17 protein-coding genes are annotated in these 19,443 nt (G+C 71.5%); 12 read left to right on the top strand and 5 right to left on the bottom strand.

Annotated features, from left to right (window positions below):
• Positions 1–513: 513 nt before the first annotated feature.
• Positions 514–978 (bottom strand): hypothetical protein, encoded by a 465-nt coding sequence (locus HNQ01_RS04575; RefSeq protein WP_173804191.1) that lies wholly within the window; start codon positions 976–978, stop codon positions 514–516.
• Positions 979–1,197: 219 nt separating this feature from the next.
• Between HNQ01_RS04575 and HNQ01_RS04580 the strand changes: the two genes are divergently transcribed.
• Complete coding sequence (locus HNQ01_RS04580) at positions 1,198–3,603, top strand: UvrD-helicase domain-containing protein (RefSeq protein ID WP_173804192.1); 2,406 nt, start codon at positions 1,198–1,200, stop codon at positions 3,601–3,603.
• Between the two features lie 18 nt (positions 3,604–3,621).
• On the opposite strand, the gene HNQ01_RS04585 is transcribed toward HNQ01_RS04580, so the two are convergent.
• Both HNQ01_RS04585 and HNQ01_RS04590 read right to left on the bottom strand, forming a co-directional pair.
• Entirely contained in the window at positions 3,622–4,125 is a 504-nt protein-coding gene (locus tag HNQ01_RS04585) for a hypothetical protein (RefSeq protein WP_173804193.1), read from the bottom strand.
• Between the two features lie 159 nt (positions 4,126–4,284).
• Positions 4,285–4,575 (bottom strand): hypothetical protein, encoded by a 291-nt coding sequence (locus HNQ01_RS04590; RefSeq protein WP_173804194.1) that lies wholly within the window; start codon positions 4,573–4,575, stop codon positions 4,285–4,287.
• Between the two features lie 165 nt (positions 4,576–4,740).
• On the opposite strand from HNQ01_RS04590, the gene HNQ01_RS04595 reads away from it, so the two are divergent.
• Positions 4,741–6,981 carry a PhoX family protein gene (locus tag HNQ01_RS04595; protein WP_173804195.1) on the top strand — a complete coding sequence of 747 codons (2,241 nt, stop codon included), beginning with the start codon at positions 4,741–4,743 and terminating at the stop codon, positions 6,979–6,981.
• Between the two features lie 30 nt (positions 6,982–7,011).
• On the opposite strand, the gene HNQ01_RS04600 is transcribed toward HNQ01_RS04595, so the two are convergent.
• Positions 7,012–7,713, bottom strand: a complete 702-nt coding sequence (locus tag HNQ01_RS04600) for a retropepsin-like aspartic protease family protein (protein WP_173804196.1) — start codon at positions 7,711–7,713, stop codon at positions 7,012–7,014.
• 223 nt (positions 7,714–7,936) lie between these two features.
• On the opposite strand from HNQ01_RS04600, the gene HNQ01_RS04605 reads away from it, so the two are divergent.
• Genes HNQ01_RS04605 through HNQ01_RS04635 form a run of 7 tightly spaced genes read left to right on the top strand, consistent with a single transcriptional unit; the run spans position 7,937 to position 15,890 of the window.
• Positions 7,937–8,386, top strand: a complete 450-nt coding sequence (locus HNQ01_RS04605; RefSeq protein ID WP_173804197.1) for a type IV pilin protein — start codon at positions 7,937–7,939, stop codon at positions 8,384–8,386.
• On the top strand, positions 8,386–8,994 hold the full coding sequence (locus tag HNQ01_RS04610) for a pilus assembly FimT family protein (RefSeq protein WP_173804198.1): 609 nt from the start codon (positions 8,386–8,388) through the stop codon (positions 8,992–8,994). Before HNQ01_RS04605 ends, HNQ01_RS04610 begins: the two co-directional genes overlap by 1 nt.
• Positions 8,995–9,010: 16 nt before the next feature.
• Positions 9,011–9,418, top strand: coding sequence for a type IV pilus modification protein PilV (gene pilV / locus HNQ01_RS04615; RefSeq protein WP_173804199.1), 408 nt, complete (start codon positions 9,011–9,013; stop codon positions 9,416–9,418).
• A complete protein-coding gene (locus HNQ01_RS22550) occupies positions 9,415–10,659 on the top strand; it encodes a PilW family protein (RefSeq protein WP_173804200.1) in 1,245 nt (414 codons plus the stop codon). The genes pilV and HNQ01_RS22550 overlap by 4 nt, the downstream gene beginning before the upstream one ends.
• Positions 10,656–11,252 (top strand): pilus assembly PilX family protein, encoded by a 597-nt coding sequence (locus tag HNQ01_RS04625; RefSeq protein WP_173804201.1) that lies wholly within the window; start codon positions 10,656–10,658, stop codon positions 11,250–11,252. The genes HNQ01_RS22550 and HNQ01_RS04625 overlap by 4 nt, the downstream gene beginning before the upstream one ends.
• An 11-nt stretch (positions 11,253–11,263) precedes the next feature.
• Positions 11,264–15,307 carry a pilus assembly protein gene (locus HNQ01_RS04630; RefSeq protein WP_173804202.1) on the top strand — a complete coding sequence of 1,348 codons (4,044 nt, stop codon included), beginning with the start codon at positions 11,264–11,266 and terminating at the stop codon, positions 15,305–15,307.
• Positions 15,308–15,311: 4 nt separating this feature from the next.
• Positions 15,312–15,890, top strand: a complete 579-nt coding sequence (locus tag HNQ01_RS04635) for a hypothetical protein (RefSeq protein WP_173804203.1) — start codon at positions 15,312–15,314, stop codon at positions 15,888–15,890.
• A 7-nt stretch (positions 15,891–15,897) separates the two neighbouring features.
• Here HNQ01_RS04635 and HNQ01_RS04640 read toward each other — a convergent pair whose 3' ends face one another.
• Positions 15,898–16,374 (bottom strand): hypothetical protein, encoded by a 477-nt coding sequence (locus HNQ01_RS04640; protein ID WP_173804204.1) that lies wholly within the window; start codon positions 16,372–16,374, stop codon positions 15,898–15,900.
• Between the two features lie 109 nt (positions 16,375–16,483).
• Between HNQ01_RS04640 and HNQ01_RS04645 the strand changes: the two genes are divergently transcribed.
• The 3 genes from HNQ01_RS04645 (at position 16,484) to HNQ01_RS04655 (ending at position 19,384) form a co-directional block, all read left to right on the top strand.
• Positions 16,484–17,485: an MBL fold metallo-hydrolase gene (locus tag HNQ01_RS04645; protein ID WP_173804205.1), complete on the top strand. Its 1,002-nt coding sequence runs from the start codon at positions 16,484–16,486 to the stop codon at positions 17,483–17,485.
• Between the two features lie 285 nt (positions 17,486–17,770).
• Positions 17,771–18,850 carry an acyltransferase family protein gene (locus HNQ01_RS04650; protein ID WP_173804206.1) on the top strand — a complete coding sequence of 360 codons (1,080 nt, stop codon included), beginning with the start codon at positions 17,771–17,773 and terminating at the stop codon, positions 18,848–18,850.
• Between the two features lie 168 nt (positions 18,851–19,018).
• A complete protein-coding gene (locus HNQ01_RS04655; protein ID WP_173804207.1) occupies positions 19,019–19,384 on the top strand; it encodes a hypothetical protein in 366 nt (121 codons plus the stop codon).
• The last annotated feature ends 59 nt before the right edge of the window (positions 19,385–19,443 follow it).

Genomic DNA, 19,443 nt, shown 5'->3' on the forward strand with positions numbered 1-19,443 from the left:
CATGGCTTCGGCCTTGGTTTTCTTTGTTCTCGGTCACTCGGGGCATCCGCCACGCCCGGCATTCCGACCAGGCCGGCAGATCGCGTGACTGACGCTTCGCGTTCACCGCCATCCCGGGCGGCCTGGAAAAACCCGAGCAGACACGGGCCGCCGCGGCCATCCATCATGGATGTCTCAGCCGGCGAGCCTGTTGTTCACTGGTTTTCCCTGGGTCGCAAGGCTACCGTCGCCCCGCACGTCGATTGCGTTTCCCCGAAACTTAAGCCGTTATTCTGCTAAGAAATTCACGGCCGACCATGACGAATGCACACCAATAAGAAACAGGATGCAACAAAAAATTCAAGGCGATGCAGACCTGAATTCCCGAAGTTTCCGGATCGGGTGCACCTTCGCCGCCTTGGACACCCCCATTGGGTTGAGCAGTACCAAAGTATCGCGGCGGCATCGTAAAAATCTGCTTTCAGTATCCTGGCCGGATGACCCAGGGTTTTCCTGATTCCCTGAAAATGGAAATCAGTGTTTCAGCGCGGATCCCGGCACCAGATGGGACCATAAGGCGGCGCAGTCCGAATCCGCCGCGTCATAGCGCGGCATCGCTGCCGTCACCGCGCTGCCGTCGGCGCGCCGGCCCTCGCGCAGCAGCCGGCACAGGCCGGCCTGGCTGCCGCCGCTGCGGTCGAGCAGCGCGCGCGGCAGCGTGCTGCCGCCATGGCAGCGCACGCAGCGCGAGGACTGGCCGTCCAGGCCGTGCACGCGGCCCGGCAGGCTCGCCTGCATCGCCCAGTCGCCCTGCCACAGCGCCCGTCCTTCGGCACGCAGCCGCTCCTGGCGGGCCTGCTCGGTCAGCATCCGGTTGTCCTGGTCGAGGGCCGGCAGGCCGGCCTCGGGCAGGTCGAGGTGCAGCAGCATCATCAGCAGGGTCACGAGACCGCCCAGCAGCGTGAACAGCAGCAGGCGGCGCAGGTCGGAGGTGTTCATGGGCGCAAGGCTCGGGCGGTTGTTCGTGACCGATCGCACGGATCAGCCGATGGCAGGGATGCTCTCAGTCCGCAGCCCGTGCGCCATCCCCCCGGCCGGGTCGCGCGGCCACACGGGAATCCGGGGCGACACGACCGGGAACGCAGCCGTTCTTCGCCCTCGTTCAGCTCGGGCTGCACACCGCACCGACGGCCTGGGGGCGCCTCGTAGAATTCCGCGATGCTTCCGTCGTCCTCGCCCGTCCCGGCCACGCTGCCGCCCGAATCCCGCCTGCTGGCGAACCTCAACCCGGAACAGCTCGCCGCGGTGACGCTGCCGGCCGAGCCCGCGCTGATCCTGGCCGGCGCGGGCTCCGGCAAGACGCGCGTGCTGACCACCCGCATCGCCTGGCTGCTGCAGACCGGCCAGGTCTCGCCCGGCGGCCTGATGGCGGTGACCTTCACCAACAAGGCCGCCAAGGAGATGCTCACGCGCCTGTCGGCGATGCTGCCCTTCAACGTGCGCGGCATGTGGATCGGCACCTTCCACGGCCTGTGCAACCGCTTCCTGCGCGCGCACTGGAAGCAGGCGAACCTGCCGCAGACCTTCCAGATCCTCGACGCGGGCGATGCGGTCAGCGCCGTCAAGCGGGTGATCCGCGCGATGCAGCTCGACGAGGAGCGCTTCGTGCCCAAGCAGGTCGCCTGGTTCATCGCCGGCGCCAAGGAGGACGGCCTGCGCCCGAAGGACATCGAGGTGCGCGACGCCCAGACCCAGAAGCTCGCCGAGATATACCAGGCCTACGAGGACCAGTGCCAGCGCGAGGGCGTGGTCGACTTCGCCGAGCTGATGCTGCGCAGCTTCGAGCTGCTGCGCGACGACCCGCACCTGCGCGCGCACTACCGCGCGCGCTTCCGCCACATCCTCGTCGACGAGTTCCAGGACACCAACCGGCTGCAGTACGCCTGGCTGAAGATGTTCGCGGCGATGCCCGGCGAGCGCGACGCGCTGGGCGAGACGGCCACCGGCGCCCTCTTCGCCGTCGGCGACGACGACCAGAGCATCTACGCCTTCCGGGGCGCGCGCGTGGGCAACATGGCCGACTTCGAGCGCGAGTACCGGGTGCGCCACCGGATCAAGCTCGAGCGCAACTACCGCTCCTTCGGCAACATCCTGGATTCGGCCAATGCGCTGATCGAGCACAACACCGGCCGGCTGGGCAAGAACCTGCGCACCGAGGCGGGCCCGGGCGAGCCGGTGCGGGTGCACGAGTCGCCCAGCGACTTCGCCGAGGCGCAGTGGGTGCTCGAGCAGGCCGAGCAGCTGCACCGCGCCGGCACCGCGCGCGCCGAGATCGCCATCCTCTACCGCAGCAACGCGCAGTCGCGCGTGCTGGAGACGGCGCTGTTCAACGCCGGCGTGCCCTACCGCGTCCACGGCGGGCTGCGCTTCTTCGAGCGCGCCGAGATCAAGCACGCGCTGGCCTACCTGCGCCTGATCGAGAACCCGGACGACGACACCAGCTTCCTGCGGGTGGTGAACTTCCCCGCGCGCGGCATCGGCGCGCGCTCGGTCGAGCAGCTGCAGGACATCGCGCGCGCCACCGGGCGCAGCCTGCACCAGTCGGTCGGGGCGCTGGGCGGCGCGGCGGGCACCAAGATGGCGAACTTCGTGCGCCTGGTCGCCGGCCTGCGCGAGGACACCCGCGGGCGCACGCTGCGCGAGATCATCGAGCGCATGCTGGCCGCCTCCGGCCTGCTCGACTTCTACCGCGCCGAGCGCGAGGGCCAGGACCGGGTCGAGAACCTGGAGGAACTGGTCAACGCCGCCGAGTCCTTCGTGACGGTCGAGGGCTTCGGCCGCGAGGTGGTGGCGCTGCCGGTCGACGAGACCGCCGGCCTGCTGCCCGACGCCGACACCGGCGAGATCATCTCGCCGCTGGCCGCCTTCCTGACCCACGCGGCGCTGGAGGCCGGCGACAACCAGGCCCAGGCCGGCCAAGACGCGATCCAGATGATGACGGTGCACGCCGCCAAGGGGCTGGAGTTCGACGCGGTCTTCATCACCGGGCTGGAGGAGAGCCTGTTCCCCCACGAGAACGCCGCCGCCGAGCCCGACGGGCTGGAGGAGGAGCGCCGGCTGATGTATGTGGCCATCACCCGCGCGCGCCAGCGCCTGCACCTGAGCTTCAGCCAGACGCGCATGCTGCACGGCCAGACCCGCTACCACGCGCGCAGCCGCTTCCTGGCCGAGCTGCCGGAAGGCGCTCTGAAATGGCTGACGCCGAAGGAAGGCAGCTTCTCGGGTGGCTTCTCGGGCGGCTTCTCGGGGGGATTTGGCGGCGGGTTCGGCCGGGGCAGCAGCTACGGCGGCGGCCATGGCGGTGGATACGGCGGCTCATCGGGCTTCGCCCGCAGCGCCGCCCCGGCGCCCGCACCCGCCCCGCTGCCGCCGAAGCGCGAGCCCGACCCCAGCGGCCAGGGCCTGCGCAAGGGCCTGCGCGTGTTCCACAACAAGTTCGGCGAGGGCGTGGTGCTGGCGCTGGAGGGCAGCGGCGCCGACGCGCGCGCCCAGGTCAGCTTCGGCCGTCACGGCACCAAGTGGCTGGCGCTGTCGGTGGCCAAGCTCACGCCGATCGACGACTGACGCCGGCCAGGCGCCGGCTCAGGAGCGCCGGTTGATGTCGCCGGCGCCCAGCACCGCCTGCCACAGCGAGGCGCAGTCGGCCGCCGCGATCTCGTAGCGCGGCATGCGCGCCGACACCGGGTTGGCGGCCGGATCCAGGCCGGAGCGCAGCAGGCGGCAGAACGCCGCCTCGTCATAGCGCGAGACCTTGCCGCCACGGCGCGACATCGGCCGCACCAGCCGCGAGGACTCGAGCATCGGGCCGTCGCCCAGCGCGCTGCCGCCCTCGGGCGAAGGCAGCGCATGGCAGGCCGCGCAGCGCGCCTGCGCCGGCGCCAGGTCGGCGCCCTCGCCGGCCAGCCGCGCCTGCAGCGGCGCGCGGCCCTGCCACAGCGTGCGGCCCAGCGCCGGATCGGCCGCGGCGGTGGTCACCGAGGTCCGAGCCGACACCGTCAATGTCGCGAGCATGCCGACCCCGGCCGCGATCACCGCCAGCCCGGTCGCCCCGGCCAGCACCACCCGGGTCATGGTCAGCACCGACATCCCGCTCTCTCCGTCATCGTGAACATTGCACGATCGTAGGCCAGCGCGGCCGCCGCGGCCTTGACCGAAGCGGACAGGAAACGCGATTCATCCCCCTCGTTCCCGGCATGATCGGCCGGGAACGCACCGGTTCTGCACGAGCTCGCGGATCGGGTCGCGTCAGCGCGCAGCGTCCGCCGCGCCCTCGGCGCCCTTGACCACCACGCCGTCGCCGCCCGCCGGCGTGCTGCCGCCGCCGACCGCGTCGATCGTCTTCTCGATCGCCTTGCCGGTGACCTTGACGCCGGTCGAGACGACCGCGCCGCCGACCGACACCGCCGCGCTGCCCACCGTGATCGCCGCACCGGCCACCGAACCGGCGACGGCGACGACGCCGCAGCCCGACAGCAGCGTCGTCAGCAGCACGCAGGAGGAAAAGAGAACGGAAAGGGGGCGGGAAGCTTTTTTCATGTCGAGCACGATACAGCGGAAGCAGGGGGAGGGATGGTGAGGGAACGCGGCGACGGCGACCAGCGGTTGTCACGCGGCCGTCACCACCGGGTCACGGCACTTTCACACGGGATCGACACGATCGCGCCGTCTGAAACCTTCGTTCACCGGACAGCAAGCCACGCCATGAACAAGCCCGTTGATCTCCGCCTGCCCGCCCCCTTCGTCGAGAGCGACGACTGCAACACCAGCGCCAACACCCCGTTCGCCTCGGTGCTGGCCGCCCGCATGGGCCGCCGCGGCCTGCTGCGCCGCAGCCTCGGCACCGCCGGCGGTGCGCTGATGGGATCCCTGGGCCTGAGCGCCTGCGGCGGTGGCGACGACGAGACGCCCGCACCGGCACCGGCACCGGCACCGAGCGGCGCGATCACCTCGCTGGCCTTCGCCGCCGTGGGCAAGTCGCTGGCCGACACGATCACCGTGCCGGCGGGCTACACCGCCAGCGTGCTGTACCGCTGCGGCGACCCGCTGGTGTCGACCGTGGCCGCCGCGAAGAACGACGGCACGGACACCGACTTCGACAAGCGCTCGGGCGACTGCCATGACGGCATCGAATACTTCGGCCTGAACACGGCCGGCACCGGCCCGGACGCCTCGAACAGCGAGCGCGGCCTGCTGGGCATGAACCACGAGTACCAGAACAACCTGTTCCTGCACGCCAGCGGCCCGAGCGCCAACCCGCGTCCGGCCGCCGAGGTCGACAAGGAGGTGGCGGTGCACGGCCTGTCGATCGTCGAGGTCCGCCGCAGCGGCAGTGCGATCAGCTATGTCAAGGACTCCGCCTACAACCGCCGCATCACCGCCGCCACCGAGATGCTGATGAGCGGCCCGGCCGCCGGCGACGCGCTGCTGAAGACGAAGTACTCGATCGATGGCTCGCGCACCCGCGGCACGCAGAACAACTGCGGCACCGGCACGACCCCGTGGGGCACGCTGCTGACCTGCGAGGAGAACTGGATCGGCTACTTCACCCGCGCGGCCACCGACGACACCGCCCGCGGCGGCGCGACCGCACGCAGCGTCGTCTCGCTCAAGCGCTACGGCCTGTCGGCCGGCGCGGCCAGCCGCTACGGCTGGGAGACCGGCGGCACGGCCGACCTCTACGCGCGCTGGAACGCCAGCCTGATCGGCACCTCGACCGACGGCACGGACGACTACCGCAACATCACCAACACCTTCGGCTGGATCGTCGAGATCGACCCGTACGCGCCGGCCTCCACGCCGCGCAAGCGCACCGCGATGGGCCGCTTCGCCCACGAGGCCGCCGCCTACCTGACCCCGGTGGCGGGCAAGCCGCTGGCCTTCTACATGGGCGACGACTCGCGCGGCGAGTACATCTACAAGTTCGTCTCGGACGCCGCCTGGTCGGCGGCCGACGCCGTGCCCGCCGACCGCGTGGCCACCGGGGACAAGTACCTGAACGCCGGCAAGCTGTACGTCGCCAAGTTCAACGCCGACGGCACCGGCCAGTGGCTGCTGCTCGACATCTCGGTCGCCGCGATCAAGAACTACGCCACCTACGCCTTCGCCAACCAGGCCGACGTGATGGTCAACGCCCGCCTGGCCGCCGACGCGGTGGGCGCCACGAAGATGGACCGCCCCGAGTGGAGCACCGTCAACCCGGCCACCGACGACATCTACTTCACGCTGACCAACAACACCAACCGCGTGCTGACCGGCAGCAGCTACCCGCTGGTCGACGCCGCCAACCCGCGCGCCTACAACGACACGGACGGCAACAAGCAGAAGGGCAACGTCAACGGCCACATCATCCGTGTCGCCGAGGACAACCGCGACCCGTCGGCCACGAGCTTCAAGTGGGACGTGTTCCTGTTCGGCGCCGAGGCCGATGCCGGCGCGAACATCAACCTCTCCGGCCTGACGGACGACCAGGACTTCTCGAGCCCGGACGGCATGCGCTTCGCGAAGAGCACCGGCCTGGCCTGGATCGAGACCGACGACGGCGCCTACACCGACACCACCAACTGCATGCTGCTCGCGGCGGTAGCCGGTTCGCGTGGCGACGGCGGCCCGGTCACGGTCAACAACACGATGACCGTGACCAGCGGCACCACCTCGACGACGAGCTCGCTGGCCGTCAGCACCTGGATGGGCCGCAAGCCCAGCGACACGACGCTCAAGCGCTTCCTGGTCGGCCCGTCGCAGTGCGAGATCACCGGCATCTGCGAGACGCCGGACGGCAAGGCGCTGTTCGTCAACATCCAGCATCCCGGCGAGGAGACCGCCACCAGCGCGATCGCCGATCCGTCGAAGTACGGCAGCCACTGGCCGGATGGCGGCACCGCGCGTCCGCGCTCGGCCACCGTCGTCATCACGAAGAACGACGGCGGGCGCATCGGCAGCTGACGAGGCGCCGCCCGGCCCGGGGCGGCTCACTCAGGGCGGCAGCGTCGACGGCGACACGGCCGTCGACAGCGTCAGCCGCCCCTGCTCCCACTGCAGCCGGAAGTCCTGCAGGAAGCTGTTGCCGAACAGCACGTAGGGCAGATCGACCTCGACGATGACCGCGTCGACCGCTCGGGCCTGCAGCGGCCCGAGCCGGACCTGCTCGAGCCGGACCTGGCGGCCGCTGCGCCGACCGGCCGCGGTCTGCACGTCGACCTCGCTGCCCGCGCCGGTGGCGATGCCGAGCCGGCGCGCCAGCGCCGCCGGCAGCACCATCACGCTCGCGCCGGTGTCGACGACACCGCTGACCGCGCGGCCGTTGATCTCGCCCTCGCTGCGGAAGAGCCGGTCGCTGCCGGCCTCCAGCACCAGGCGCGCGCCCGGATCGGGCAGCCGCGCCGCAGCCCCCACGCGCACCGGCCGCTCGCCCAGCGGCTGGCCCGGCTGGCCGCTGCCGGCCTCCAGCACCCAGCCGCGGTCGGCGCTGCGGCGCAGCACCCGGCCGTCGACCACCTCGCCGGCGGCCGCCACCCGGGTGCGCCCGTCGACGATCAGCACCACCCGGTCGCCCATCGTGCCGGCGACCGACACCGCGGCACCGCTCGACAGCACCCGCGGCGCCGGTGCCGCGGCCGGCTGCGCGTGCAGCAGCCCGCTGCCGCAGGCCAGCACCGCGGCCAGCACGGACGGCACACCCCGGCTCGGGCCGCGAAACGCACGGAAAAGGCTCGGACTCATCGACGACACGACCACATCACGGAGGACACGCCGCGCAGGCTAAGGGCCGCTCCGGAGGCGCGCCGCCCCGATAAGCCGGCGTACCTCGCCGTTGATCGCGCTCAGGTTCCGGCGCGCGCAGCCGCTAAGACAGGTTCGACGCCCCCGCGTCCGATGCCCTGCCCGAAAGGTTGCGCCCGTGAGATCCGAACCGACTTCCCGCGCCCCCGGCCCCCTGGCCGGGCGCGGCTTCACGCTCGTCGAGATGATGATCGTGACCGTGGTGATCGGCATCATCGCCGCCTTCGCCTACCCGAGCTACCGCCAGCATGTGCAGCGCAGCCAGGCGGTGGCGGCCACCCGCGCGCTGGCCGACGCGCGCGCGGCGATGGAGCAGTTCTACCTGAACGGCGGCAGCTACGTCGGCGGGCCGTGCAACACCGCGACGACGGTCGAGAGCTTCACGGTGAAGTGCGTCGCCGCGCCGACGATCTCGTCCTACACCATCAGCGCCACCGGCAGCGGCGTCACCGCCGGCTTCGTCTACACCATCGACCACCACGGCCGCGAGCGCAGCACCGCGCTGCCCGCCGACTGGGGCACGACCCCGGCCTCGTGCTGGGTGCTCAAGCCCGGGAGGTCCTGCTGATGCGGCCCGGCCGGCGACCCGGCGACGGCGGCGTGCGCGGCTTCACGCTGGTGGAGCTGCTGGTCACGCTGGGCGTGCTGGCGCTGGTGATGATGGCCGCGACGCCGCCGCTGGCGACCTGGGCGGCCAACGCGCGGGTGCGCGGCGCGGCCGAGCGGCTGGGCAACGACCTGCGGCTGACGCAGTCGGAGGCGCTGCGGCGCAGCCGCCAGACCGCGCTGGTGCTGACCGCCGCGACCCCGGACCTCGGCGCGACGCCGTCGGCCAATGCCTCGGCCTGGTACGCGCAGGCCTTGCCGCAGCTCGCCGGCGAGAGCGCCGACGACAGCTTCTACATTCTCGGCTCGGCCGCGGCGCGCCAGGAGCGCGTCGGCATCACCGGCCCGGCCATCGTCTGCTTCAACACCGTCGGACGGCCGGTCAGCAACGGCGCGACCGGCCTGGGCGCGAGCTGCACCGCCCCCGCGACGATCGGCGCGCCGATCGTCTACGCGCTCAGCGCCGCGGGCTCGGACCGGCCGCTGCAGGTGCAGGTCTTCGCCGGCGGGCGCATCCGCGCCTGCGATCCGGCGCGCTCGGCCGCCGCCGGCCAGGCCGACGGCTGCTGAACGACGGAAGTCCGCGATGACGACGCCCTCCCGCCTGCCCCCTCGCCCCCGCGGCTTCACGCTGATCGAGGCGCTGATCGCGCTGCTGGTGCTGTCCTTCGGCGTGCTCGGGCTGGCGGCGCTGCAGGGCCGCGCGATCCAGCGCGCGGTCGACGCCGAGGACCGCAACCGCGCCGCGCTGCTGGCCGACCAGATCGTCAGCGAGATGTGGCTGCGCGGCACGACCAGCCTGCCCGCGGCGGTCGTCTCGGCCTGGCAGGCGCGGGTCGCCGACAGCGCCGGCGCCGGCCTGCCCGGCGCCAGCGGCAGCGTCGGCACGCCCGACACGCTCGGCGTCGTCACCGTGACCATCCGCTGGCGCCCGCCCACCCGCGCCAGCAGCGACGGCGATCTCGTCTACCGCACCAAGGTGGTGATCCCGTGAGGCCGCATCGCCGATCCGCCCGCCCGACCCTGCGGGCCCGGCACGGCCGCCGGCTCGCGGCCGCCGGCATGACGCTGGTCGAGCTGCTGGTGGCGCTGCTGGTGGGCTCCTTCGTGGCGATCGCGGTCGTCGGCGTGCTGGCGGTGGCCGAGAGCGGCAAGCGCCAGACCCTGGCCGGCAGCGACATGGGCCAGGTCGGCGCCTACGCGATGACCCAGCTCGACCGCATGCTGCGCAGCGCCGGCTCCGGCTACGCCCGCTCGGCCTCCTACCTGTTCGGCTGCCGGCTGCACGCCGCGCGCGGCGGCACGCAGATCCTGCCGCTGCCCTCGGGCAGCACGCTGCCGGCGCCCTTCGCCTCAGTCACGACCGGCAGCAGCGGCGTCTTCCGGCTCGCGCCAGCGGTCATCGCCGCCGGCCAGACCACGCCATCGGCCGCCGGCGGCCGCACCTCGGACGTGCTGCTGGTGATGAGCGGGCAGAGCGGCCAGGGCGAGGTCGCGCTGCCCTTCTCGACCGACGCGCAGGCCGCGGCGCTGCAGCTCGGCAGCACCGTCGGCCTGAGCGCCGGCGAGGTGCTGCTGATCGGCGACCAGCAGCCGGCGAGCACCGGCACCGCGCCCTGCCTGATCACGCAGGTCTCGTCGAGCTTCGACGCCAGCAGCGGCAGCGGCGCGGTCCCGCTGGCCGGCACCTACTACAGCGGCGGCATCGACAGCGCGGTGCTCACCGACTACTCGCCCTCGGCCACCGCCAGCGCGCTGGGCAACCCCGGCAACGGCAATGCGCCGCAGCTGCTGGCCATCGGCGTCGGAGACGCCGGCACGCTGTACGTGCACGACCTGCTGCAGGCCGCCAGCCCGGCGCTGCAGGCGCTGGCCGACGGCGTGTTCGTGATGCAGGCGCTCTACGGCGTCGACACCGACGGCGACCGTGTCGTCGACGGCTGGCAGGCGCCGAGCGGCGACTACGCGATCAGCGCGCTGATGGACGGCTCGGCCGCAGCCAACGCGCGGCTGCGCACCATCGTCGCGATCCGGCTCGGCCTGGTGCTGCGCGCGAACCGGCCGGACGAGTCGGCCGATCCGGCGCGCCCGCCCGCGCCCGAGACGCTGACGCTGTTCTCCGATCTGGGCAGCAGCCTGAAGCGCACGCTGACGCTGACGAAGGCGGAGCGGCTCTACCGCTACCGCACGCTGGAGGCCACCGTGCCGCTGCGCAACCTGCTGATCCTGAAATGAGCGCCCCGGCCCGCCTCCCGACCCGGCGCCGGCAGCGCGGCATGGTGCTGCTGTTCACGCTGGTGGCGCTGACCGTGGTGCTGCTGGCCGGGCTGTCGCTGATCCGCGCGCTCGACGTCAGCCTGCTGCAGGCCGGCAACCTCGGCTACCGCCGCGACCTGGCCAACCAGGCCGACCGCGGCATGGCGCAGGCGGTCGCGCTGATCTCCAGCGGCGCGCTGTCGACCGAAAGCGCACGCAACGCCTCGCTCGGCTCGGCCAACTACTCGGCCAGCCGGCTCGCGACCAATGCGCAGGGCATTCCGCTGGTGCTGCTGAGCGACGCGGCCTTCACCGCCGCCGGCATGAGCGGCGCCGACCTGGTCGACAGCGCCAGCGGCGTGACCGTGCGCTGGGTCATCGACCGCCAGTGCCTGGCCGCCGGCGACGTGCTCGGCACCGCCTGCGCGCTCGACAGCAGCCTGAGCGAAGCGGCCGCCGACGACCGCTACCGCCTGGTCAGGTCGGAGGTGCGGGCGGTGATGCGCATCAGCGTGCGCGCGACCGGACCGCGCGGCACGCAGGCCTTCTTCCAGTCCGTCGTCACCCGGTGATGAAGCTCCCCATGAAGCTGCTCCGTATCCTGCTGCTGGTGCTGCTGATGCCGCTGCTGCTGGCACAGCGGCCGGCCCGCGCGGCCATCGACCTGGCCGACGCGCCGCTGTTCTCCTCGGCCAGCGTGCCGGGCAACCTGCTGCTGGCGCTGTCGGTCGAATACCCGACCGCCAGCACGCCGGCCTACCTCAACACCAGCGCCTACAGCGCCTCGACCGCCTATGTCGGCTACTTCGACCCGGGCAAGTGCTACCGCTACGTCTACAACTCGACCACGCCGGCCGACAGCCACTTCGCGCCCTACAGCCTGACGACCACCCGCACCTGCGTGTCGACCTCGCTGGTGCCGCTGTGGAGCGGCAACTGGCTGAACTGGGCCTCGACGCAGACGCTCGACGCCTTCCGCTGGGCGCTGACCGGCGGCACGCGCAAGGTCGACACCGCCGCCCAGACCATCCTGCAGAAGACCCGCCACCCGGGCCTGGGCTATTTCCCCGAGAAGGTCACCGCGGGCACCACCGCCGTCGCCGGCGCCACGCCCTTCACCTCGGCCGCGGTCGTCACCGCGATCAACGGGCTGGGCGTGGCGATGACGATCAGCACCGATTCGCCGCTGAGCTGCACGTTCACGCTGAAGACCGACTACTCCAGCTCCATCTCGTGCAGCACCAACGCAGCGACGCTGTCGTGCTCGATGAGCGCCTCCGGCACGTCCTGCAGCGCCAGCGCCGGCACGCCGCTGCACAGCCTGTCATGCACCCGCAACACCACCAACGGCGGCGTCTCCTACACCTACAGCTGCACCAACACGCAGAGCACGGCCACCAGCTGCTCGACCGCCTCGCCGCTGCTTTACTCGTCGAGCGCCGCCACCAGCTCGAGCTGCTCTGCCGCACTGGCTGGCGCCGACTACGTCAGCCAGTCCGGCCTGGGCGGCACGATCGCCAGCCGCACGGCCTACAAGCTCTACATCCAGCCCAAGGTCTGCGACGCCACGGTCGGGCTGGAGAGCAACTGCACGAAGTACGGCACCACCGCCAGCCCGATCTACAAGCCCGAGGGCCTGATGCAGCAGTACGCCTCGAAGCTGCGCTACTCGGCCTTCGGCTACCTGAACGACGGCTACTACCGCGACGGCGGCGTGATGCGCGCGCGCATGAAGTACATCGGCCCGACCCAGCCGGTGCCCGGCTCGAGCGCGATCGGCAACAGCCGGGCCGAGTGGGACAGCAGCACCGGCATCATGCTGGCCAATCCCGACACCGCCGACACCAGCGCCACCATCGCCTTCGCGCAGGCGCAGACCGGGCTAACGCCGACGCTGCAGTACAGCGGCGTCATGAACTACCTCAACCGGTTCGGCTCGACCACCGGCGTCTACAAGGGCTACGACCCGGTCAGCGAGCTCTACTACGCCGGGCTGCGCTACTACCGCAAGCTCGGCCCGGTGGCCTCGTACAACAGCCTGAGCGGCATCACCACGACCACGGCGCTCAACAACGTGATCGACGGCTTCCCCGTCATCACCAGCTGGGACGACCCGATCCTCTACAGCTGCCAGAAGAACTTCATCCTGGGCATCGGCGACGTCAACACCTGGAACGACGCCAACCTGCAGGGCAGCACCATCCGCACCAGCGCCGAGCCGGCGCTGCCCTCCGAGGTCGCCGCCGACACCGAGATCGACGTCAAGAAGGCGACCGACATGGTCGGCCAGCTCGAGGGCTGGGCGAACCTGGGCAGCTACTCGTCCGGGCGCAACAACAGCTACTTCATGGCCGGTCTGGCCTATCACGCTCACACCGTCGACCTGCGCAGCGACCTGGGCGGCTCGCAGACGGTCAGCACCTACTGGGTCGACGTGCTCGAGAACCAGTACTACCTGGCGAAGAACCAGTACTGGCTGGCCGCGAAATACGGCGGCTTCGAGGTGGCCGGCAGCTTCCAGCCCTACGCCAGCAGCAACTCGACCTCGACGATCGCGCAGAACGCCTGGTACACCAGCTCCGACACCGTCGGCTCCAACCCGCGCCCGGACAACTACTACACCGGCGGCCTGGCCGCGCAGATGATCTCCGGCCTGGGCAAGGCCTTCGCGAAGATCGCGCAGGAGGCCTCGGCCTCGACCTCGACCGCCTTCGCCTCGACCTCGCTGAACGAGGCCAGCAGCGGCAACGCCAGCTACGCCGCCAGCTATGACCCGCGCTACTGGACCGGCACGCTTCTGGGCCTGTCGGTCAGCTATGCCAGCGACGGCACGCCCTCCTCCAGCGAGGTCTGGAACGCGCGCACGCTGCTGGCCTCGACGCTGCCGACGAACCGCAGGATCGTCACCTGCTGCACCGCCACCGGCGCCGCCCTGCCCTTCCGCAGCGCCAGCCTGGGCGCGGCCGCGCTGTCGAGCCGCACCTACTACGCCTCCTTCGCCGCGGTCCCCGGGGTCGACACCACCGCGCAGTCGGCGGCGAACTTTCTCGACTACCTGCGCGGCGACCGCACGCGCGAGCAGTCCGCCGGCGGCGTCTACCGCACGCGCAACGCGGTGCTGGGCGACATCGTCAACTCCAAGGTCACCGCGACCGGCGCTCCGGCCTCGCCCTACTACGACGCGAGCAATCCCGGCTACAACGCCTTCCGCCGCAGCTACTCCAGCCGGCGCACCGTCGTCTACGTCGGCGCCAACGACGGCATGCTGCATGCCTTCGACGGCAGCCTGAGCGGCACCACCGCCGGCACCGAGCTGTTCGCCTACGTGCCCAGCTTCGTCTACGGCGACAGCACCACCGCGTCGACCCGCGGCCTGGCCGCGCTGGGCAACCCGTCCTACGAGCACCGCCCCTACGTCGACGCCACGCCGCTGACCTTCGACGTCGACTTCGCCCGCGTCGGCGGCGCTTCGCCCTCGGCGTCCACCTCGGACTGGCGCACGATCCTGATCGGCGGCCTGGGCCGCGGCGGGCGCGGCTACTACGCCATCGACGTGACCCAGCCCGACAGCTGGACCAGCGAGAGCGTCGTCGCCTCCAAGGTGCTGTGGGAGTACACCGACGCCTCGCTGGGCCACGGCTACGGCGACGCGCGCGTCGTCAAGACCGCCAAGTACGGCTGGACCGTGGTGATCGCCTCCGGCTACAACACGCCCGACGGCAGCGCCTCGATCCACCTGCTCAACCCGAAGACCGGCGCGCTCTACGAGAAGATCACGCTCTCGGGCAGCACGCTGGCCGCGCCCTACGATGTCGCGCATGTCACCGCCTTCATCCCCGACCTGACCGACTACACCGCCACCGCGCTCTATGCCGGCGACCTGCAGGGCAACCTCTGGCGCATCGACGTCAGCCGCGCCAACGGCAGCTATCCCGCAGCGCTGAAGTTCGCCCGGCTGACCGACGCCTCGGGCACCGGCCAGCCGGTGACCACGCCGGTGCGGGTGATGATCGAGCCGAACTCCGGCAAGCGCTACCTGCTGGTCGGCACCGGCCGGCTGCTCGCCGACAGCGACATCACCAGCACGCAGACCCAGACGCTCTACGCGATCATCGACGGCACCGCGAGCACGATGTACACCGACTCGACGCTGCCCAGCGGCGTGAGCTTTCCGGTGACACGCGCGAAGCTGGCGGCCAACACCGACCTGCTCTCCGGCATCGGCAGCGCGCCGACGCAGCCGATGGGCTGGTACTTCGACCTGGGCAGCGGCTCGACCGGCGTCGCCGAGCGCGTGACCATCGCGCCGACCGTCACGCAGGGTCTGGTCGGCGTGGCGCTGAACCAGCCCGGAGGCGATGCCTGCACGCCCTCGGGCACCAGCCGGGTGCTGGCGGTCAGCTTCGCCGACGGCAGGAGCATGCTCACCGACAGCAGCGGCAACGCGGTCGCGCTGAGTGCCTCCAGCGACGGGCTGGCCTCGGACATCACCTTCAAGAACATCGGCGGCAAGGTCCGGCTGGTGGCCGGGCGCAGCGGCGGCGGCGTGAGCAACCAGCCCGGCACCTTCGGCCGCGCCGGCACGCTGCGCCGGCTGAACTGGCGCGAAGTGCCGACGATCAACTGAGCCGATGGCGGCGATGCCCCCGGCACCGATCCTGCTGCTGGGCGCCGGCGTGCTGCTCGCCCACGCGCTGCTGCTGCAGGCGCTGCAGCCCCCGCCGGTGCGCGCAACCGCGCCGCCGGCCCCCGCGCCCTGGCAGGTGCGCCTGGTGCCGCCCGCCCGGGCGCCGATGCCGCCGACCGCGGCCCGGCCAGCGCATGCAGCCGCCGCCCGGCCCGACCCGGCCCGGGGGCGGCCCGGCCCGCCGCCCGACACCCCCGACATCGCCACCGCCACCGAGGCACGCCCCGACATCGCCGCCCGACCGGTCTCGGCGCCGGACCTCGGCCTGCTCGAGCAGGATCAGGCTCTGGCCGAGCTGCTGCCCAGCGGCCTGCCGATGCGGCTGCGGCTGACGATCGACGCCTCGGGGCAGCTCGACAGGCTCGAGGCCCTGCAGATCGACGACGGCGACCGGGCGCTGCTGCCGGCGCTGCAGCGCATGTTCGCCGCGACCCGCTTCCTGCCGGCACGCCGGGGCGGCCGCGAGATCGCCAGCCAGCTCGACATCGAGCTCCGGCTCGACGCGCTGCCGGCGCCGCGCTGACGCCGGATCAGGGCCGGCTGCCGCCGTCGCGGTCGGCGCGCTCGTCGGCCCAGTGCAGATGCACCCGCGCCAGCCCCTCGGCGCGCACCTGCACCGCGGCCTCGCGGGTGCGGCCCTCGAAGACCGCCGTCATCGTGTAGCGGCCGGCCGGCAGCTTGACGTCGACATACGGCCCGACATCGTCGGCCTTCAGCCGATCGCGCCCGTCGGGCCCGACGATGCGCAGCGAGGCGCCGGACACGTAGGCCGAGCGCGGCCCCTCGGACATCAGCACGCGCAGGTTGAACTGGCGCAGCCGGCGGTCGAGCACCATGCGCGACTCGGCACCGTCGCCGCCGCTCTGGAACGAGGTGCCCTGCCAGTCGCGCACGCCGCCGTCGGCCCCCACCTCCGCCGCGTTCGGCACATCGCCGGACGGGGCGGCCAGCGCAGCCAGCGGCAGCGAGATCAGCAGGGACAGCAGAATCGGACGCAGGAAGGGCACGGCACGACGGGATGATGCGAAAACGCCCAGCTTAGCGCGGGTGACAGCCCGCCGGATGCGGGCGTGGCATGCTGTTTCAATCGTCACCACCCCGCCCGCACGCCCCGCCATGACGCTTGCCCCCCACACCCACGACCTCGGCCACGGCATCTTCGCGATCGACACCGGCTTCGAGCGCGATCATTTCGATGCTGCCTACCTGATCGTCGACGAGGGCCGCGCCGCCTTCGTCGACACCGGCCACAACGCCGCGGTGCCGCGGCTGCTCGCGGCGCTCGACGCGCTCGGCCTGCCGCGCGAGGCCGTCGACTGGGTCATCCCGACCCATGTGCATCTGGACCACGCCGGCGGCGCCGGCCTGCTGATGCGCCATCTGCCCGGCGCCCGCGCGCTGATCCATCCGCGCGGCGCCCGCCACCTGATCAATCCGCTGGCCCTGGTCGAGGGCGCACGGGCGGTCTACGGCGTCGAGGTGGTGCGCCAGACCTACGGCGTGATCGAGCCGATCGAGGCCGGGCGCGTCGTCGAGAGCCATGACGGCCAGCGCATCCGGCTCGGCTCGCGCGAGCTGCTGCTGATCGACACGCCCGGACATGCGCGCCACCACCACTGCGTCTGGGACGAACGCAGCCGCGGCTGGTTCACCGGCGACACCTTCGGCATCAGCTACCGCGAGTTCGACGGCGCGGACGGCGCCTGGATCTTCCCGAGCACGACGCCGGTGCAGTTCGAGCCCGAGGCGCTGCGCGCGTCGGTGCAGCGCATGCTGGCCCTGCAGCCGCGGTGCCTCTACCCGACCCACTTCGGCCGGGTCGACGGCGTCGAGCGGCTGGCCGCGCAGTTCCTCGCCACGCTGGATCGCTTCGAGGCCGACGGCCTGGCCCTGCTGGCGCGCCTGCCCGACGACGCGCCGGCCCGGCTGGCCGCGCTGAAGGAGCAGGTCGCCTCGACGCTGGTCGACTCCGCGCTGGCCGCCGGCTGTCCGGTGAGCGCCGACCGGGCGCGCGAGCTGCTCGCGCTGGACATCGAGCTCAATGCACAGGGCATGGCGGTCTGGCTCGACCGTCTGGCCCGACCCACAGGATCGGGGGGATCGCGCCGTTCCCAGTGAAACAAATGCATGCAAATGAAACGATGAGGCTTTTCCACATATCGCATTTCGCGCATTTGTGCTCACCTCGGCAGGTACGAATCAGGCTCTTGCTGAAGCAGGTCTGAAGCCGGGCTGACAAAAGCATTAAACGCCCTTGTGAATCAAGCACTTGAGGTGCGACCAAAGGAATTTTTCGCACTTCCCCCGAACTAGGGGATTCCCTCGCCGCGCCCTAGACTGATGTTTCAGCCGGTCACCAGACCGGCATTCCGGTTTCATGGAAGACAACAGCGGGAGAAGCGCATGGGCAGGCTGGATCGGGCGCAGGGGCGCAGCCGTTACGAATGGGTCGACTTCGCCAAGGGCTTCTGCATCGTCGCCGTGGTGACGATGTGGATCGTCGGCGAGATGCAGGGCTACGTCAGCCGGGGCCAGGCGGGCTGGATGGGCTACTTCGCGGTCTTCGCGAAGCCCTTCCGGATGCCGGACTTCTTCCTGATCTCCGGGCTGTTCCTGTCGCGGGTGATCGACCGGCCCTGGCGCCACTACCTCGACACCAAGGTCGTCCACTACCTGTACTTCTTCGTGCTGTGGACGCTGATCGTCGTGCCCGCGACCTGGCTGCTCGGCCACGACACGCCCGCTTCGCTGGGCGAGGGCCTGGGCAGCCTGGCCTGGCATCTGTACGACCCGTTCCAGATGCTGTGGTTCGTGATGATGCTGTCGGTCTACTTCGTCGCGACGCGGCTGCTGCGCCGGGTGCCGGCCTGGATCGTGCTGCCCGCCGCGCTGCTGCTGATGCTCTTCCCGCTGAAGACCGGCATCTACCACGTCGACCGCTTCGGGGTGTACTTCGGTTTCTTCTATGCCGGCCACATCTTCGCCGAGCGCTTCTTCGCGCTGGCCGACTGGGCCCGGGCGCACCGGCGGGCCGCCACCGTCGGCGTGATCGTCTGGGCGCTGTTCAACGGCACGCTGATCAAGCTGCAGCTGACCGACAACACGCTGGCCACCACGGTGCTGGGCTTCCTGGGCATCAGCGCGGTCGTGGTCGTCAGCGCGCTGGTCTGCGAGCAGCGCTGGGCCGCGCCGCTGAAGTTCCTCGGCCGCACCTCGATCACCGTCTACCTGGGCTTCTACCTGCCGATGATCGTCCTGGTGCCGATGCTGCGCGCCTCGTCGATCGGCGACCAGCACAGCCTGGTGGGCACGCTGGCGCTGGTGGGCTGCATCGGCAGCGCGGTGCTGATGGCCGAGATCGCCCGCCGGCTCGGCCTGGGCTTTCTCTACGAGCGTCCGACCTGGGCCCGCCTGGTGGACACGCCCCCGGCGGGCGACGCCGGCCGGCGCACGACCGGCAATGGCCGCCTCGACCCGGTCTGAGGCCCGCCATCATCGCATCAGGCCAAGATGCAACCCCATGCAAGGCAGTTTTCCCTGACCTCGACTTAAGTTAAGCATTTTTTCACATTACCTGAAGCACATTGGTACGGCACCGGGCCGTTTCACTGCGTCCGGCGCACCTTTCGATACAACTTCAGGAGTGGAATCATGCAAATCGGATCAGGACATGCGCTGATGCCCGGACAGGGCCTGCGCTGGTGGATGGTGGCAGGCTTCGCCGCAGCGGCCGCGCTGCTGGCGCCCTCGGCCGACGCCGCGCCTGGCGGACTGCGCGACGGCGGCAGCCGCGCCGAGCACAGCGACGTGCGCCGCCCCATCTGGGCCCCGCCGGTCCAGGAAAACCGCTTCGACCACCGCGACCTGCGCCGTGTCGGCTGGGATGACGATCATCACGACCACGGCCGCGGCGACCGCGTCCAGCCGGGTCCGCGCCCGCCGCGGGTGAAGCCGCCGCCGCCGGTCATCGTCGTGCCGCCGTGCCGCCGCGGCGGCCACGGCATCACGCCCTGCTGATCCGCCGGCCAGCCGGTCCGCCAGGAGGGCCTTCGCCGACGCGACGACCCTCCGGCGTG

It is taken from the genome of Sphaerotilus uruguayifluvii, from assembly GCF_013294065.1.
GTDB classification, from domain to species: Bacteria; Pseudomonadota; Gammaproteobacteria; order Burkholderiales; family Burkholderiaceae_C; genus Sphaerotilus; species Sphaerotilus uruguayifluvii.

Excerpts from the sequence above, each read along its gene's own strand:
- HNQ01_RS04575 (WP_173804191.1), bottom strand. The coding sequence starts at position 978 with ATGAACACCTCCGACCTGCGCCGCCTGCTGCTGTTCACGCTGCTGGGC.
- HNQ01_RS04580 (WP_173804192.1), top strand. The coding sequence starts at position 1,198 with ATGCTTCCGTCGTCCTCGCCCGTCCCGGCCACGCTGCCGCCCGAATCC.
- HNQ01_RS04585 (WP_173804193.1), bottom strand. The coding sequence starts at position 4,125 with ATGTCGGTGCTGACCATGACCCGGGTGGTGCTGGCCGGGGCGACCGGG.
- HNQ01_RS04590 (WP_173804194.1), bottom strand. The coding sequence starts at position 4,575 with ATGAAAAAAGCTTCCCGCCCCCTTTCCGTTCTCTTTTCCTCCTGCGTG.
- HNQ01_RS04595 (WP_173804195.1), top strand. The coding sequence starts at position 4,741 with ATGAACAAGCCCGTTGATCTCCGCCTGCCCGCCCCCTTCGTCGAGAGC.
- HNQ01_RS04610 (WP_173804198.1), top strand. The coding sequence starts at position 8,386 with ATGCGGCCCGGCCGGCGACCCGGCGACGGCGGCGTGCGCGGCTTCACG.
- pilV (WP_173804199.1), top strand. The coding sequence starts at position 9,011 with ATGACGACGCCCTCCCGCCTGCCCCCTCGCCCCCGCGGCTTCACGCTG.
- HNQ01_RS04625 (WP_173804201.1), top strand. The coding sequence starts at position 10,656 with ATGAGCGCCCCGGCCCGCCTCCCGACCCGGCGCCGGCAGCGCGGCATG.
- HNQ01_RS04630 (WP_173804202.1), top strand. The coding sequence starts at position 11,264 with ATGAAGCTGCTCCGTATCCTGCTGCTGGTGCTGCTGATGCCGCTGCTG.
- HNQ01_RS04635 (WP_173804203.1), top strand. The coding sequence starts at position 15,312 with ATGGCGGCGATGCCCCCGGCACCGATCCTGCTGCTGGGCGCCGGCGTG.
- HNQ01_RS04645 (WP_173804205.1), top strand. The coding sequence starts at position 16,484 with ATGACGCTTGCCCCCCACACCCACGACCTCGGCCACGGCATCTTCGCG.
- HNQ01_RS04650 (WP_173804206.1), top strand. The coding sequence starts at position 17,771 with ATGGGCAGGCTGGATCGGGCGCAGGGGCGCAGCCGTTACGAATGGGTC.
- HNQ01_RS04655 (WP_173804207.1), top strand. The coding sequence starts at position 19,019 with ATGCAAATCGGATCAGGACATGCGCTGATGCCCGGACAGGGCCTGCGC.